The sequence below is a fragment of the Haemophilus influenzae genome (assembly GCF_003494325.1).
Classification (GTDB): Bacteria; Pseudomonadota; Gammaproteobacteria; order Enterobacterales; family Pasteurellaceae; genus Haemophilus; species Haemophilus influenzae_I.
The window spans coordinates 470,416-486,975 of the sequence record NZ_QQIK01000001.1; the positions used below are offsets into that span (position 1 = coordinate 470,416).

18 protein-coding genes are annotated in these 16,560 nt (G+C 37.8%); 5 read left to right on the top strand and 13 right to left on the bottom strand.

The window, feature by feature from the left end; genetic code table 11:
* Positions 1–3: 3 nt before the first annotated feature.
* Positions 4–570, bottom strand: a complete 567-nt coding sequence (locus DV356_RS02360) for an aminotransferase class IV family protein (protein ID WP_118806468.1) — start codon at positions 568–570, stop codon at positions 4–6.
* Complete coding sequence (locus tag DV356_RS02365; RefSeq protein WP_116940230.1) at positions 570–1,556, bottom strand: aminodeoxychorismate synthase component I; 987 nt, start codon at positions 1,554–1,556, stop codon at positions 570–572. Before DV356_RS02365 ends, DV356_RS02360 begins: the two co-directional genes overlap by 1 nt.
* 41 nt (positions 1,557–1,597) lie before the next feature.
* On the opposite strand from DV356_RS02365, the gene DV356_RS02370 reads away from it, so the two are divergent.
* The 4 genes from DV356_RS02370 (at position 1,598) to DV356_RS02385 (ending at position 4,791) form a co-directional block, all read left to right on the top strand.
* Positions 1,598–2,179 carry an anthranilate synthase component II gene (locus DV356_RS02370; RefSeq protein WP_065251620.1) on the top strand — a complete coding sequence of 194 codons (582 nt, stop codon included), beginning with the start codon at positions 1,598–1,600 and terminating at the stop codon, positions 2,177–2,179.
* An 84-nt stretch (positions 2,180–2,263) separates the two neighbouring features.
* Positions 2,264–3,418, top strand: coding sequence for a methionine adenosyltransferase (metK, locus tag DV356_RS02375; protein WP_005667439.1), 1,155 nt, complete (start codon positions 2,264–2,266; stop codon positions 3,416–3,418).
* Positions 3,419–3,712: 294 nt separating this feature from the next.
* Entirely contained in the window at positions 3,713–4,228 is a 516-nt protein-coding gene (locus tag DV356_RS02380; RefSeq protein WP_065251621.1) for a SprT family zinc-dependent metalloprotease, read from the top strand.
* 50 nt (positions 4,229–4,278) lie between these two features.
* The gene (locus DV356_RS02385; protein WP_005647500.1) at positions 4,279–4,791 is read left to right on the top strand and encodes an opacity family porin; all 513 of its coding nucleotides are present in this window, start codon (positions 4,279–4,281) and stop codon (positions 4,789–4,791) included.
* Between the two features lie 97 nt (positions 4,792–4,888).
* Here DV356_RS02385 and DV356_RS02390 read toward each other — a convergent pair whose 3' ends face one another.
* The 6 genes from DV356_RS02390 to lpcA form a co-directional block, all read right to left on the bottom strand.
* On the bottom strand, positions 4,889–5,308 hold the full coding sequence (locus tag DV356_RS02390) for a YadA C-terminal domain-containing protein (RefSeq protein ID WP_239994839.1): 420 nt from the start codon (positions 5,306–5,308) through the stop codon (positions 4,889–4,891).
* A 99-nt stretch (positions 5,309–5,407) separates the two neighbouring features.
* Positions 5,408–6,091, bottom strand: coding sequence for an arginine ABC transporter permease ArtM (gene artM, locus DV356_RS02395; protein WP_065251622.1), 684 nt, complete (start codon positions 6,089–6,091; stop codon positions 5,408–5,410).
* Positions 6,091–6,756, bottom strand: coding sequence for an arginine ABC transporter permease ArtQ (artQ, locus tag DV356_RS02400; RefSeq protein ID WP_065251623.1), 666 nt, complete (start codon positions 6,754–6,756; stop codon positions 6,091–6,093). Before artQ ends, artM begins: the two co-directional genes overlap by 1 nt.
* Before the next feature lie 3 nt (positions 6,757–6,759).
* Positions 6,760–7,479, bottom strand: a complete 720-nt coding sequence (locus DV356_RS02405) for a lysine/arginine/ornithine ABC transporter substrate-binding protein (RefSeq protein WP_118806469.1) — start codon at positions 7,477–7,479, stop codon at positions 6,760–6,762.
* 17 nt (positions 7,480–7,496) lie between these two features.
* Positions 7,497–8,228, bottom strand: a complete 732-nt coding sequence (artP, locus tag DV356_RS02410) for an arginine ABC transporter ATP-binding protein ArtP (protein WP_005670658.1) — start codon at positions 8,226–8,228, stop codon at positions 7,497–7,499.
* Positions 8,229–8,353: 125 nt separating this feature from the next.
* Complete coding sequence (gene lpcA / locus DV356_RS02415) at positions 8,354–8,938, bottom strand: D-sedoheptulose 7-phosphate isomerase (RefSeq protein ID WP_118806470.1); 585 nt, start codon at positions 8,936–8,938, stop codon at positions 8,354–8,356.
* 205 nt (positions 8,939–9,143) lie between these two features.
* Between lpcA and DV356_RS02420 the strand changes: the two genes are divergently transcribed.
* A complete protein-coding gene (locus DV356_RS02420; protein WP_041174784.1) occupies positions 9,144–9,950 on the top strand; it encodes a DNA ligase in 807 nt (268 codons plus the stop codon).
* A gap of 28 nt (positions 9,951–9,978) precedes the next feature.
* Here DV356_RS02420 and DV356_RS02425 read toward each other — a convergent pair whose 3' ends face one another.
* From DV356_RS02425 to uvrD, 5 genes are all read right to left on the bottom strand, one after another.
* On the bottom strand, positions 9,979–10,962 hold the full coding sequence (locus tag DV356_RS02425) for a peptide ABC transporter ATP-binding protein (protein ID WP_005663823.1): 984 nt from the start codon (positions 10,960–10,962) through the stop codon (positions 9,979–9,981).
* Between the two features lie 2 nt (positions 10,963–10,964).
* Complete coding sequence (gene dppD, locus DV356_RS02430) at positions 10,965–11,957, bottom strand: dipeptide ABC transporter ATP-binding protein (protein ID WP_005694258.1); 993 nt, start codon at positions 11,955–11,957, stop codon at positions 10,965–10,967.
* A 9-nt stretch (positions 11,958–11,966) separates the two neighbouring features.
* Positions 11,967–12,854, bottom strand: a complete 888-nt coding sequence (locus tag DV356_RS02435; protein WP_005667420.1) for an ABC transporter permease subunit — start codon at positions 12,852–12,854, stop codon at positions 11,967–11,969.
* A gap of 14 nt (positions 12,855–12,868) precedes the next feature.
* A complete protein-coding gene (locus DV356_RS02440) occupies positions 12,869–13,870 on the bottom strand; it encodes an ABC transporter permease subunit (RefSeq protein ID WP_005647473.1) in 1,002 nt (333 codons plus the stop codon).
* A gap of 89 nt (positions 13,871–13,959) precedes the next feature.
* The gene (uvrD, locus tag DV356_RS02445) at positions 13,960–16,140 is read right to left on the bottom strand and encodes a DNA helicase II (protein ID WP_192882152.1); all 2,181 of its coding nucleotides are present in this window, start codon (positions 16,138–16,140) and stop codon (positions 13,960–13,962) included.
* Between the last annotated feature and the right edge of the window lie 420 nt (positions 16,141–16,560).

The window sequence follows — 16,560 nt, forward strand, 5'->3', positions numbered from 1 at the left end:
TTTTTATAAGCCATTCATTGCGTTAATGATTTTAATTTCGTCAAAATTGACAATATCTTCTTGGAATATTGTGCGTTCTTGAATTTTCCCTTCTTGTAATAATTTTTCTCGTTGTGTGCCTAAAAGCAATGGCGTGTCTGGCGTGTACCATTTTTTTCCTTGGCGAAAAATTAAATTACCGATGGAACAATCTGTCACTTTTCCATTTTTGATAATCATAATTTCATCACAAGCACCACGTTGAGCAAATAATGTATTAATTAAACTGCGATCTAAATATTTCAAACTATATTCAATGTCATCACAAATTACAGGTTGAAAAGTGCGGTAGATTTTTCGTTGGTATTCAAAATATTGAATTTGTGTGGTTTCGGCATTGTAATCAATGCGGCAGCGAACTAATTGATTTTGTAAAGGCGTTGGAAGTTGAATGAGTGAAAAAAGATTAAAAATTTTCACCGCACTTTTACCATAATATTCACGTAAACTACGTTCATATCGAATTTGGTGTAAATCGATATTTTGAATTTTCCCGTTTTCAATACAAAGGGTTTCAAATAGAGGATACATTAATCAACACCTTCAATCGGTAAATAGACTTTTTCTAACAATTCTTCATATTCATCTTGTGCATTGCTATGAATGGTAATCCCGCCTCCACTATGAAAATAACATTTTTCATCTACTTGAGAAATAAATCGAATTGCCACCGCACTTTGTAGTGTTTTGCCATCAAATATGCCAAAAATTCCCGTGTAATAACCGCGCTTTTGTTTTTCTGCTTGTTGAATAATTTGTGTGGTTTTTTCTTTTGGTGCGCCACTAATAGACCCAGCAGGCAACAGTTTCTCTAAAATATCCCCAATTTGATTTTGCCAGTTTTCATTCAACTTTCCGTAAATTTCAGAACTGGTTTGCAGTATTTCGCCTTTCTGGGTTTTGATGCGATCGATATAACGAAATTTTTTCACTTGAATGTGTTCTGCCACCATGGATAAATCGTTACGCATCAAATCAACAATCGTGTAATGTTCGCGTTGTTCTTTTTCATTTGTGAGTAACTGATTTTCTGCATCGGGCAGGGTGGCATTAATTGTCCCTTTCATGGGATAGGTAAAAATATTGTTGTCATGAATATTGACAAAACATTCAGGTGAAAAGCAAACGAATTGATCTTGTAACCACAATTTATAAGGTGCATTGGTTTGATGAAAAATTTGTTCAAGTGACAGATTACCTGACATTTCAGTGGGGTAGGTGAGATTTAATAAATAAGAATTACCTTTTTGTAATTCACTTTGAACAAGTTCAAAACCTTGTTGATAATGCGAGAAAGGCATTGGATGTTTGGTAAAATTAAGAGGGAGAGGTCGTGGAGAAATTGTGCAATTTCTTTTGCCTAAAATATCAAAATAAATGCCTTGTTGTGCAGAATTTTCGAGAGGACAAATCAGTGGTTTTTCTTTTTCAAAATCAATAAGAAAGAAAAATGGCGTGCGTTGTTTGCCATAATGATTAGCCTGTTCAATAAAATGTTGCATTGTGCTTTGTGCCATTTTGCGTAAAATGACCTGATTATAACGAATACCGAACTGTTATGAAATTACTCATCATTAATAATCACGATTCTTTTACTTTTAACTTGGTGGATTTAATTCGAAAATTAAATGTGCCTTATGATGTTTTAAACGTAGAAGATTTGAAAGAAAATACAGCGGAAAATTATAGCCATATATTGATTTCGCCAGGACCCGATGTACCACGCGCTTATCCACAACTTTTTTCCATGTTGGAAAAATATCATCAGAAAAAATCTATTTTAGGTGTGTGTTTAGGGCATCAAACCTTATATGAATTTTTTGGTGGTACATTGTATAACTTAGAGAATGTTCGTCACGGGCAGAAACGAACATTAAAAGTGCGGTCAAATTCTCCATTGTTTTTTGATCTTCCAACTGAATTTAATATCGGCTTATATCATTCTTGGGCTGTACAGAAAGAAGATTTTCCTGATTGCCTAGAAATCACCGCACTTTGTGATGAAGATGTAGTGATGGCAATGCAACATAAATCTTTGCCAATTTATAGTGTCCAGTTTCATCCAGAATCTTATATGTCAGATTTTGGCGAGCAAATTTTGCGTAATTGGTTGGCGATTCATCCCACAACTACCCCATAATACCGCTTGCTTATTAAGCAAAAATGCGTATTATAGCCGTCTATACGTCAATACATCTAAATTTAGAAGAAAAAGAGAGAAAATATGTCTAGCTATTTATTTACATCTGAATCTGTCTCTGAAGGGCATCCAGATAAAATTGCCGATCAAATTTCTGATGCAGTACTTGATGAAATCCTAAAACAAGATCCAAAAGCACGAGTAGCTTGTGAAACTTACGTAAAAACCGGTATGGCATTGGTTGGTGGGGAAATCACCACATCAGCATGGGTTGATATTGAGAATTTAACCCGTAAAGTGATTTGTGATATTGGTTATGAACATTCTGAAATGGGTTTTGATGGTCATTCTTGTGCGGTGCTTAATGCGATTGGTAAACAATCTGCAGATATTAATCAAGGCGTTGATCGTGAAAATCCATTAGATCAAGGCGCAGGCGACCAAGGTATTATGTTTGGTTATGCCACCAATGAAACGGATGTATTAATGCCTGCAGCCATTACTTATGCACATCGTTTAATGGAAAAACAAGCTGAAGTGCGTAAAAGCGGTAAATTAGCATGGTTACGCCCAGATGCGAAAAGCCAAGTCACGTTAAAATATGAAGATAATAAAATTGTTGGTGTGGATGCGGTTGTGCTTTCTACTCAACATTCTGAAGAAGTTAGCCAAAAAGATTTACATGAAGGTGTGATGGAAGAAATTATCAAACCTGTGTTACCAAGTGAATGGCTTTCTAAAGAAACAAAATTCTTCATTAACCCGACTGGTCGTTTTGTTATTGGTGGACCGATGGGGGATTGTGGTTTAACTGGCCGTAAAATCATCGTAGATACTTACGGTGGTGCTGCTCGTCATGGTGGTGGCGCATTCTCAGGAAAAGATCCATCTAAAGTAGATCGTTCTGCGGCTTATGCTGCACGTTATGTCGCAAAAAATATTGTGGCAGCTGGTTTAGCAGATCGTTGTGAAATCCAACTTTCTTATGCGATTGGTGTGGCTGATCCAACATCTATCATGGTCGAAACCTTTGGAACTGGAAAAGTTGCGAATGAATTATTAGTGTCATTAGTTCGTGAGTTTTTTGATTTACGTCCTTATGGCTTAATTAAAATGTTAGATTTAATCCAACCAATCTATCGTGAAACGGCAGCTTATGGCCATTTCGGTCGTGAACAATTCCCTTGGGAAAAAGTGGATCGCGCAGAAGATTTACGTATTGCGGCAGGTTTAAAATAATAGGCTTGAATTTTTAGTTTGAAAGGCTTATATTGAAAAGGCAACAAGGTTTCTTGTTGCCTTAGTTGGTTTAGGTAGCTACCAAGCTGGGGAGCTAAAGGACAGCAACAAGAACCCGATAATAATCATTAAGATGATTTTTATCATAAGGCTATCTCCTTTCAGAGTTGTTAAACAAAGCTGATCGAGATTGAGTTACTGCCTGACCCGCCAGTCAGGCAATAACGTACCTGACCAACCACTGGTTATTCTATCATATAAAAGCCGCTTATCTAGCGGTTTTTGCTTTTACCGATGACATCAATATCACTCATTCCATTTCGTCATTTAAAAATGCAAGTGCAACGCAAATTGAATCAGTCTTTGCTGCTTGCAGAGGCTTATTTTAAGCGAAAATTTACAATGCCAGAGGTAAATTATGAGTTACGTGGCATAAAGGCAGGCTTGGCTTACCTACAAAAAAATGAAATAAAATTTAACCGCACTTTATTGCAAGAAAATACGGATGAATTTATTCGACAAGTCGTGCCACATGAGCTTGCACATTTGATTGTGTATCAAATGTTTGGTCGCGTAAAACCACACGGGAAAGAGTGGCAGCTTGTAATGAATGAAATTTTTAAGCTTCCCGCAGACACTTGCCATCAATTTGATATAAAAAACGTGCAAGGTAAAACCTTTGAATATCGTTGTGCTTGCCAAACCCATTTTCTAACTATTCGTCGGCATAACAAAATAATGAAAGAAAACATCGAATATTTGTGTAAAAAATGTAAGGGAAAATTAGTTTTTGTCGATGATGAAGAATAATTTTTGTGATATATTTTTCCAATTTATTCAATAAATAAAGGAGTTATCCAATGAAAAAATCTTTATTAGCAGTTATTGTTGGTGCATTTGCCTTTGCTTCTGTTGCAAATGCGAATATTTATGCTGAGGGCGATATCGGTTTATCTCAAACTAAAGCAAACGGTAGTAACAATACAAGAGTTGAGCCTCGCGTATCCGTGGGTTATAAAGTAGGAAATACACGTGTTGCGGGTGATTATACTCATCATGGAAAAGTTGATGGCACAAAAATTCAAGGTTTAGGTGCATCAGTATTATATGATTTTGACACGAATTCTAAAGTGCAACCTTATGTTGGTGCTCGTGTAGCGACTAATCAATTTAAATACACCAATCGCGCAGAACAAAAGTTTAAAAGTTCTTCTGATATTAAGCTCGGATATGGGGTTGTAGCAGGTGCAAAATATAAGTTAGATGGCAACTGGTACGCAAATGGTGGAGTTGAGTACAATCGTTTAGGTAATTTTGATAGTACCAAAGTTAATAACTATGGTGCAAAAGTTGGTGTGGGGTACGGATTCTAATTTTTAGAATACAAAAATCTTTTTTATAAAACACTTTAATTTAACGGTGATCGTTTAAAACAATCACCGTTATTTATTTTGGGATTATTTCAATACGCTAAAACCCAAAACTTACCCCAGTTGCAGCACCCACACCGTTATTGGTATCAGCAGAGCCTGAAAGGCTAATTACCATATTTGGTTTAGGCGTATAACGGACTCTAGCTGCAACGGCAGATTGTCCTCGATAAGTCCCTGCAGCTACGCCAGTAATTTGGCGGGTTATGCCTCTTATTTCATTCCCCGCTGAAACCGAACCCGCAGTGCCTTTCCAAGTTGAAACTAATTCATTTTTAGCTGTTTCATAAGATTTAGTTGCGTTGTCAATCTTAGCTTGATTTGGATTAGCTGCGGTTTTCAACTGTTCCATATTGCTTTTTAACCCAGCAACTTCCTCTTTTTTTTTTCGGCAAATCGTAAAGAATATTACGTAATTTTGCCAAATCAGCATAATTTTGATGCTCTGTTTTATAAGCATTTTCCAATGGCTTAATATCAAAAATATGTGATCAAGATCACAAAATAAAAAATCCCAACGGAGATTGGGATTTAAAATCACTAAAAATTTTACCGCACTTTATGCTTTGCTTACTTCAAAACGTTCAAATGCCAATACTTTTTTCTCTAATTTACGTAGTAATAATGTTGCAATGCCTGTGATAATTAAATAGATACCGCCCGCAATGCCGTAAATTGTGAGTGCATCATATTCTGTCCCATAAAGTTGGCGAGCGTAACCCATAATATCCATAATCGTAATGGTGGATGCTAATGCCGTTCCTTTAAATACCAAAATAATTTCGTTACTGTAAGACGGCAATGCGCGTTTTAAAGCGTAGGGAATTAAGATTTTGAGTGTCTGTAATCGGCTTAACCCTAACGCTGCGCAACTTTCCCATTGTCCTTTGGGAATGGCTTTCACTGCGCCATGAAATAATTGGGTGGAATAGGCTGCACTGTTTAGTGCTAAAGCTAATGCAGCACAGAACCACGCATTGGATAAGACATACCATAATGGGCTGTCAATAATCCATTGAAATTGGCCTGGTCCTGCATAAATTAAAAAGAACTGTACTAACAGTGGCGTGCCAGTGAATAAAGTAAGGTATAAATTAACCGCTCTTTTTACCCATTTGTTTTCCATTGAAAGTAAAAAAGTAAGAAATAAGGCTAAAAAGAAAGCAATCAGTAAGGATACGACAGTAAGCAACAAACTCGTTGGAATCCCTTGTACGATCACGCTTAAATATTCTTGAAACATTATTTCACGCCCCTTTCAAAACGAGTAAAACGCAGCTCTAATTTTCGAATACCAACTTGGCTAATTAATGTCACTGCCAAATAAATTAACGCAGCAATACCATACCAAGTAAAAGGCTGATGGGTGTTGGTATTAATCAGATCCGCTTGGCGCATCAAATCGTCCACGCCAATTAATGAAACCAATGCCGTATCTTTTAGCAATACAAGCCATTGGTTGCTTAAACCAGGTAAGGCGTGACGCCATACTTGTGGCATAACAATATGAATGAACGTATAGCTTTTGCTTAAGCCTAACGCTGCACCTGATTCCCATTGTCCTTTTGGTATGGCTTGAATTGCGCCGCGTAATGTTTGTGAAGCATAAGCTGCAAAAATAAGAGAAAGCGCAAGCACGCCACAGCCAAATGCACCAAATTCAATGTATTCTCCTGTCAGCATTTCTACTAATTCAGTAGAACCAAAATAGACAAGTAATACAACAATAATTTCGGGTAAGCCACGTAATAATACCACAAATACTGTCATCGGCTTGCCAACAAAACGATTTGCTTCAAGTGCGGCAAAAATTAGGCTTAAAAATAAGCCTAGGATTAATGAACAGACCGCAAGCCCTAAAGTCATTAGAGCAGCGGTAAACATTAAAGAAAGAAAGTCAGAAAACATAAATTATTTTGTCATCCATTTATCATAGATTTTTTGGTATTCACCATTTGCTTTAATTGCAGCTAAACCTTTGTTTAATTGTGCAGCCAAATCTTTGTTTGATTTGTGCATTGCAATACCTAAACCATTACCAAAATATTTTTTATTGGTCACTTTTTCGCCTATAAATTGAATTTCTGGCTCTTTGGAAATCATATCGGCGAGCACGGCGGTATCGCCAAAAATAATGTCAATCCGACCGCTCTTTAAGTCTAAAATGGCATTTTGTAAACTTGCATAGGATTTTGGACTATATTGCTTGGTTTCTGCTACGGTATATTGTTGGAATGTTGTACCATTTTGAACACCTATATTTTTTGCACTTTCTAAGGTTGCTTTGCCTTTAAGAGCAACATAGCTTGCAGAGCTATCGTAATACGCATCAGAGAATAACACTTGTTTTGCACGAGCATCGGTAATATCGATTGCGGAAATTGCTGCATCAAAACGTTTTGCTTTTAAATTTGGAATTAACGCATCAAAGGTTTCGCTCTTGAATTTACAGGTTGCTTGAATTTCTTGACAAATTGCATTTGTCACATCAACATCAAACCCGATAATTTCGCCTTTTGCATTTGTGGTTTCAAATGGTGGATAGCTAGGTTCCATTGCAAAAGTGAGTTCTTGTGCGCTTACAGCAATAGATGATCCCAATAAAATGGCAGTTAATAATGTTTTTTTCATTGTAAGTTCCTTATTTTCTAGTGAGAAAGATAGTGTTTAAATTGTTCCGTTTTTGGATTTTCAAAGCAATCAGCCGATCCCATTTCGACGATTTTACCTTGTTCCATATAGACGACTTTTGTCGCCACTTTTTGCGCCACATTGACTTCGTGGGTCACAATCACTTGCGTAATGCCAGTTTCTTGTAATTCTTTAATAATATCTACAACTTGCGCTGTAATTTCTGGATCTAGCGCAGCCGTTGGTTCATCAAATAATAGAACTTGTGGCTTCATCATTAGTGCGCGCGCTATTGCAACACGTTGTTGCTGACCGCCTGATAAATGCAATGGAAAGCGATCGGCAAGTTGTTCTAAACGTAAACGTTTTAACAATTCCATTGCATCGGTTTTCGCTTCATTTTCACTCACACCACGCACTTTCATTGGTGCTTCAATTAGGTTTTCAATTACCGTTAAGTGCGGCCAAAGATGATATTGTTGAAAAACCATTCCTACATCTTGACGTAATTGTCGGATTGCTTTGGGATTTGCCATTGCATTGGATAAATTAAATTCATTGTTTGCAATACTTAATTCACCAGACTTTGGCACTTCTAACAAATTTAATGTGCGAATTAATGTACTTTTGCCTGCACCACTTGGGCCCAGCAACACAACGGTATCGCCTTCTTCTGCTTCAAGGTTAATATCAAATAACGTTTGTGATGAACCGTAAAAGAAATTGAGATTTTTAACACGAATAGCCATTTTTCTTCTCTATGCTTTATAAGATGAAAAAATATTACATTTTTATGCATAATTATGCAAGTGCTATTAATAAAAAATCCCAAAAAATTTGGGATTTTAAAAACTCGATTGAAATCAACCGCACTTTAGGCTTTTTTTGCCATTTCAAACTCAATTAACATCATTAAAATATGAATAACTTTGATATGGATTTCTTGAATACGATCTGCATAACGGAAATGGGGTACACGAATTTCAACATCCGCTAATCCTGCCATTTTTCCGCCATCTTTGCCTGTCATCGCAATGACTTTCATGCCTTTTGCTTTTGCCGCTTCAATGGCGTTTAAAATATTTTTTGAATTACCAGAGGTTGATAAACCGAATAACACATCGCCTTTTTGCCCCACCGCTTCAACATAGCGAGAAAATACATATTCATAACCAAAATCATTACTTACACAGCTTAAATGGCTTGCATCTGAAATCGCAATAGCGGGGTAGCCAGGACGATTTTCACGATAACGACCCGTTAATTCTTCTGCAAAATGCATCGCATCACAGTGCGAACCGCCATTACCACAAGAAAGCACTTTGCCTCCTTGTTTGAAGCTATTCGAAATTAATAATGCCGCTTCTTGAATTAATTTAATGTTATTTTCGTCAGAAATAAATTTGTTTAACACATCTTGTGCTTCCACAAGTTCCGCTTTGATTTGATCTAAATACATTGATTGCTCCTTGTTGGGAATAAAATCGCGATGGCATTGTATAGCAGATGAAGATTCTTCGCTAGCCTAAATAAAAATTCATCTTTTTTCGATGAAATAATGATTTTTTGCGATTTAGATCGAAAAAATAAGTTTGAGTAGTTGGGGATTTTTCAAGATATGTTTATCTTACGTAAATTCTTAGCCCTTAATTTTCAAAAACACAATGAAATTTTACCGCACTTTGTTACTTTTCTTTGCTAGTTCTTTTGCTTTTGCTAACTCAGATTTAATGCTTCTTCATACCTACAATAATCAACCCATAGAGGGTTGGGTGATGTCTGAAAAGTTAGATGGCGTACGCGGTTATTGGAATGGAAAGCAATTATTAACCCGACAAGGGCAACCTTTATCGCCGCCAGCTTATTTCATTAAGGATTTTCCGCCTTTTGCGATTGATGGCGAATTATTTAGTGAGCGAAATCATTTTGAGGAAATTTCATCCATCACAAAATCTTTTAAAGGCGATGGTTGGGCAAAACTTAAATTGTATGTTTTTGATGTGCCTGATGCAGAGGGCAATTTATTTGAGCGTTTAGCTAAATTGAAAGCCTATTTACTTGAATATCCTACAACTTATATTGAAATTATTGAGCAAATTCCTGTTAAAGATAAAACCCATTTATATCAATTTCTTGCACAAGTCGAAAATTTGCAAGGCGAGGGCGTTGTTGTACGTAACCCTAATGCACCTTATGAACGTAAGCGAAGCTCACAAATTTTAAAATTGAAAACAGCACGAGATGAAGAATGTACGGTTATTGCACACCATAAAGGCAAAGGACAATTTGAAAATGTGATGGGTGCTTTAACTTGTAAAAATCATCGGGGAGAATTTAAAATTGGTTCGGGTTTTAATTTAAACGAACGAGAAAATCCCCCTCCGATAGGATCTGTGATTACTTATAAATATCGAGGCATTACGAATAGTGGAAAACCTCGATTTGCAACCTATTGGCGAGAGAAAAAATGAGCCTATTTATAAATCTGACAAAATGAATTTAATCAATATGGAAACAAGCGATTAATTTTCCATCAGTATATTGTTCCAAGTGCGGTTGATTTTCACGACATTTTTCTGTCGCTTTCCAACAACGAGGATTAAATGCACAGCCTTTTGGCGGATTAATTGGGCTTGGCAATTCGCCTGTCAGTTTTATGCGTTCACGGCGCAAGTTTGGCGACAAACGTGGTGTCGCTGAAAGTAACGCTTTGGTATAAGGATGCTGAGGATTAGAAAAAATCTGCTCTGTCGTCCCTTTTTCAATACAACGACCTAGATACATTACCATCACTTCATCAGCGATATGTTCTACCACAGAAAGATCGTGTGAAATGAACACGTAAGACAAGCCTAATTCATCTTGTAAATCCATCATTAAATTCAGTACTTGTGCACGCACGGAAACATCCAATGCAGAAACAGGCTCATCGGCAACAACGACATCGGGATCTAACATTAAACCACGAGCGATGGCAATACGTTGGCGTTGTCCGCCTGAGAACATGTGGGGATAACGATCATAAAATTCAGCGCGCAAGCCCACTTTTTCCATCATCGATAAAACTTTTTCTCGCCGTTCTTTGGCGGAAAGTTTTGTATTGATGATTAATGGTTCTTCCAAAATTGAACCAATCTTTTTGCGTGGATTTAACGATGCGTAAGGATTTTGAAAAACTATTTGAATTTTTTTACGACGTAGTGCTTTTGTTTCAGAATCATTTTCTAAAAAATTATGCCCTTTGTAATAAAGTTCGCCTTTGGTTGGTTCTTCAATCATTGTCAATAAACGACCTAGCGTTGATTTTCCACAACCTGATTCACCCACGACTGCTAAAGTTTTACCTCGTTCAAGCTGAAAAGAGACACCATCCAACGCTTTTACTTGCTGTGGTTTTGCAAACAAGCCTTTTTTTACAGGGTAATATTTTTTTAAGCCAATGGCATTTAATAATGGCGTATTTTCTTTTACTTCATTCGTCATTATTAAGCTCCTTGATATTCAACTGGATTGCCTTGCTCGTTCAGCGGAGTATGGCATTTTACTTTACGCGAACCGATATGATGCAATTGAGGTTCAACTTGGCGACAATATTCGGTGGCATAAGGGCAGCGAGGATTTAATAAACAGCCTGTTGGGCGATCGTATTTTCCAGGGACGACCCCTTGTAATGATTCTAAGCGAGATTTTCCCTCTGCAAATTCAGGTAATGAACGTAACAAGGCTTGTGTGTAAGGATGTTTTGGTTCGCGGAAAATATCTTTTGCGGTGCCTTCTTCAACGATTTGTCCAGCATACATCACGATAATTCGCTCTGCCGCTTCAGCCACAAGTGCTAGATCGTGAGTAATCAAAATTAGGGACATACATTCTTTCTTTTGCAATTCAAGTAAGAGTTCCATAATTTGAGCTTGGATAGTCACGTCCAATGCCGTGGTTGGTTCGTCAGCAATCAATAATTTAGGTCTGCAAGCAATTGCCATCGCAATCATCACGCGCTGGCTCATTCCACCAGACAGCTGATGGGGATAAACATCAATCCGAGATTCAGGATCAGGAATACCGACCAATTTTAAAAGCTCTAAAGTGCGGTCTTTTCTCGCCTTTTTTGTGCCGCCTTCGTGAGTTTTTAACGCTTCCATAATTTGGAAGCCCACAGTATAAGCAGGATTCAAACTTGTCATCGGATCTTGGAAAATCATTGCAACATCAGCACCAATAAGCTGACGTTTAGCTTTACTCTCTAAAGTGAGTAAATCAGTATTTTCAAATTGCAAGGATTCAGCAGATACACGTCCAGGATGATCAATTAATCCCATAATTGCGAGAGAACTCACAGATTTACCTGAGCCTGATTCTCCTACAATGCCAAGCACTTCGCCTTGTGCGACTTGATAGCTAATGCGATCCACTGCTTTAAATGGCGTTTTTTTATCGCCAAAGTGAACAGAAAGTTCTTTTACGTCTAATAATGCCATTCTGTTTTCCTATTGTTTGAGTTTTGGATCAAGGGCATCACGCAAGCCATCGCCCATTAAGTTGAAAGCAAGTACCAAAGATAAAATCACTAAGCCAGGAATTGTAACCAACCAGTTTGCCGCTTGCATAAAACCACGTGCTTCGGAAAGCATTGTGCCAAGTTCAGGTGTTGGTGGTTTTGCACCAATGCCTAAGAAACCAAGTGTCGCGAGTTCTAAGATAGCATTGGATATTCCCATAGTCATTTGCACAATTAAAGGGGCTAAACAGTTTGGTAAAATCACAATAAACATGAGGCGTAAAATACCTGCCCCTGCCACTTTAGATGAAGTCACATAATCACGATTTTTTTCATTCATCATCGCTGCTCGAGTTAAACGCACATAGCTAGGAATCGATACCACGGCGATCGCTAAAGTGGCATTGGCGAGTGATGGCTCTAAAATAGAGACGACTACAATCGTCAAAAGTAAGTTTGGAATTGCGAGCATAATATCAATTAGGCGAATGATAATTGTATCTAGCACGCCGCCATAATAGCCAGAAATCAAGCCAAGGCTGGTACCAAAGGCGCAAGATAGTAATACGATGATAAATCCCGCAAAGACGGAAATTCGCGTTCCATAAATAATACGCGAAAGAATATCTCGCCCAATATCGTCTGTGCCGAGTAAATAGGCAGGATTACCGCCCTCATACCAAGCAGGGGGAAGTAAAAGTGCGGTACGATTTTGTTCTGTTGGATCAAAAGGTGCAATATAAGGCGCGAGAATGCTGATTAAGGCAACAATCAAAATAAAAATTAAACCAATTAGCGCGCCACGATTTTGTTTAAAGTAAAACCAAAATTCTTGTAAGGGTGTTTTTGGCACGAAAGTTAAAGGCGTGTCAGACATAATTTCTCCTACAATTAATGACGGATACGCGGATTGACCACGCCGTAAAGTAAATCGACGGTTAAATTTACCACAATAATAATCGTCGCAATAATCAGTACAGAACCTTGCAACACAGGATAATCACGGGCTTGAATGGCATCAATAATCCATTTTCCAATCCCCGGCCAAGAGAAAATAGTTTCTGTGAGAACTGCACCAGAAAGCAATTGACCTACAATTAATCCCACCACAGTGACAACAGGAATTAACGCATTACGCAATGCGTGAACAATAACAATTCGAGTATAGCTTAAACCTTTTGCTTTAGCCGTGCGAATGTAATCTTCACCTAACACTTCCAGCATTGCAGATCGTGTCATACGCGTAATAATGGCGAGAGGAACGGTGCCTAGGACTATTGCAGGAAGAATTAAGGATTTCACTGCATTTTCGAAGGCACCTGGCATACCAGAAAGCCAGCTATCAATAAGCATAAATCCTGTTGGTGTATCGATCCAAAATTCATTATCTAAACGTCCACCTTGTGGCAAACCGAGTTGTGGCGAAACATATAAAATTAAAATTAAACCCCACCAGAAAATCGGCATAGAATAACCTGTGAGCGAGGCAGCTGTAACGGTGTGAGAAATCCAACTGTCTTTTTTTACTGCGGCAATCGTGCCTAAAATTATTCCACCTAATAATGACCAAAATAACGCAAAAAAAGCTAATTCAGCGGTAGCAGGAAAAAGCGTAAAAAATTCAGTAAGGACAGGTTGTTGAGTGCGGAACGATGCACCGAAATCCCCTTGAATTACATTGCCAATATAGTGGAAATATTGCTGATAAAGAGGTAAATCTAAACCCAATTGGTGCATCATTTGTTGATGTACTTCTGCCGTTAAGCCACGTTCCCCCATCAGAATTTCCACAGGATCACCGGGAATAAAATGCACAAGGGCAAAGGTAATAAGAGTAATGGCAATAAAAGTAGGGATCACCATTAAGATTCGTTTGAATACAAATTTAAACATTCCATCACTCGTAGATAATAAAAGTGCGGTAAAAATTCACCGCACTTTTCAAAGAAATTAATCGGTAAAAAATATAATACTCTTGAATTCTACCGCACTTTTTCCAATTTTGCCAAATGCGCAATCAACCATTTAATGCCTTGAGCTTGGAACGCTATTTGTAAACGTGTGTTATTTTCAGATCCTTCCACATTAATCACTGTGCCGAAACCAAATTTTTCGTGTTTAACTTTTTGACCCATTTTCCATTCATTTTCGACCGCACTGGTATTCGACAATGAACCGACTTTTGCTAGGTTCATCGCACGCGTGACTGTCCCTCGTAAACGAATTTCTTGGATACATTCTCTCGGTAATTCTGTGATAAACCGTGATGGCAAATGGCGTTCTTCTTTGGCATATAACCGACGGCTTTCCGCATAAGAGATGGTCAGTTTTTTCTGCGCACGAGTAATACCGACATAAGCTAAACGACGCTCTTCTTCTAAACGTCCGGGTTCTTCAAAAGAACGAAAACTTGGGAATAATCCTTCTTCTACGCCCACCATAAATACACGAGGAAATTCTAAGCCTTTCGCAGAGTGCAACGTCATCATTTCTACACAAGATTGATGCGGCGAGGCTTGTTCTTCGCCAGCTTCTAAGGAAGCGTGCGTTAAAAAGGCAGTGAGTTCGGTCATTTCTTCCGCGTCATCAGGTTTGATAAATTCACGGGTTGCGGTAACTAATTCTTCCAAGTTTTCAATACGCACTTCGCCTTTTTCGCCTTTTTCTTGTTGATACATTTCATATAAGCCCGAATGTTTAATCACAAAATCAGTTTGTGCGAAAAGCGGCATTTCTGCGGTATCAAGTTGTAGTGAATTAATTAATTCTTGGAAACGTAATAAGGCTGTTGAGGCTCGCCCTGCTAACATATTTTCTTGTGTTGCGACTTGTACTGCTTGCCATAAGGTAATTTGGCGTTCGCGTGTTAAGTTACGCAATATATCTAAAGTGCGGTCGCCAATGCCACGGGTTGGCGTATTAATTACACGCTCAAAAGCCGCATCATCTTGACGATTATTAATCAAACGAAGATAGGCTAACGCATCTTTAATTTCTTGACGTTCGAAGAAACGCATACCGCCATAAATACGATATGGAATTTGACAACGAATTAAGGCTTCTTCAATAACCCGTGATTGGCTATTACTACGATAAAGTACAGCGCAATCATCAAGTTTTCCGCCATGTTCTACCCAATCCTGAATTTGTGAAGCGACAAATTTTGCTTCATCTAATTCATTAAAGGCAGCATAGATGCCCACAGGATCGCCTTTTTCACCCTCTGTCCATAAATTTTTACCAAGACGATCACTATTGTTTGCAATTAATTCATTTGCGCTGTTTAGGATATTGGCGGTAGAACGATAGTTTTGTTCAAGGAGAATTGTCTCGGCTTTGAAATCTTTCAAGAATTTTTGGATATTTTCAATTTGCGCACCACGCCAACCGTATATAGATTGATCATCATCGCCTACGATCATGACTTTGCCTGTTTTTCCAGCAAGAATTTTAATCCACTTATATTGAATTTTATTGGTGTCTTGAAATTCATCCACCAAAATATGCTGAAAACGTTGTTGATAACGTTGCAAAATTAATGGTTTTTTCTCAAATAATTCATAGACCCGAATTAATAATTCAGCAAAATCGACCAACCCTGCGCGATCGCAAGTGTCTTGATAGATCTGATAAATTTTAATCCATTCACGTTCTTGGCGATCATTAAAATCTTCAATATCATTTGGTCGCAAGCCTTCATCTTTTTTGTTATTGATGTACCAACAAGCCTGTTTAGGCGGAAAAGCTTTTTCATCAAAATTATGTAATTTTAATAATCGTTTAATTAAACGAAGTTGATCTTCTGAATCTAAAATTTGGAAATCTTGTGGCAATCCCACATCTAAATGATGAGCTCGCAACAAACGATGAGCAATGCTATGGAAGGTGCCAATCCACATACCAACTAATTGATGTTGTGCGTGTTTGGCAAGGGTAGATTGAATACGATGACGCATTTCTGCTGCGGCTTTATTGGTAAACGTCACCGCCATAATGCTGCCTTCAGAAATATTTTCGACCGCAATTAACCAAGCAATACGGTGCGTCAATACACGCGTTTTGCCCGAGCCTGCACCAGCTAGCACTAAGTGATTACCAAGAGGAGCAGCTACGGCTTCGCGTTGTTTATCGTTGAGTCCGTCAAGTAATTCCGCAATATCCATCATAAACTATCTTTAATCTGTTTAAATTTACAGTTATTATAGTCCCATCTATCTTGTGAAACAATAAGATTTGTGAGTATATCAAAAGTAGGGTAGAACATTTTAAGAATAATATTAAGCGGGATTCTCCTATATCCTTAAACTCAACATCAAAACCATATGCTTTGAAAGCTATTTTTATACTATTTATAAACAAACTTTTAATTCGTTTACCTCTCATTCCTAAAATGCAAGGTTTCTCATTTTTCCAAAAATACCCATGATGAACAATAATAGCATAGGAATGTTGTTTAATGACTTAATCAATACTTGATTTGCTAGGATTCCTGTAATGATTTTATAAACATTTGCTTTTCCTTCTACTTGCACGCCATTTTACGCATAGTCGGTGATTTTGTCCGAATTAAGTTTTAGGTTAAA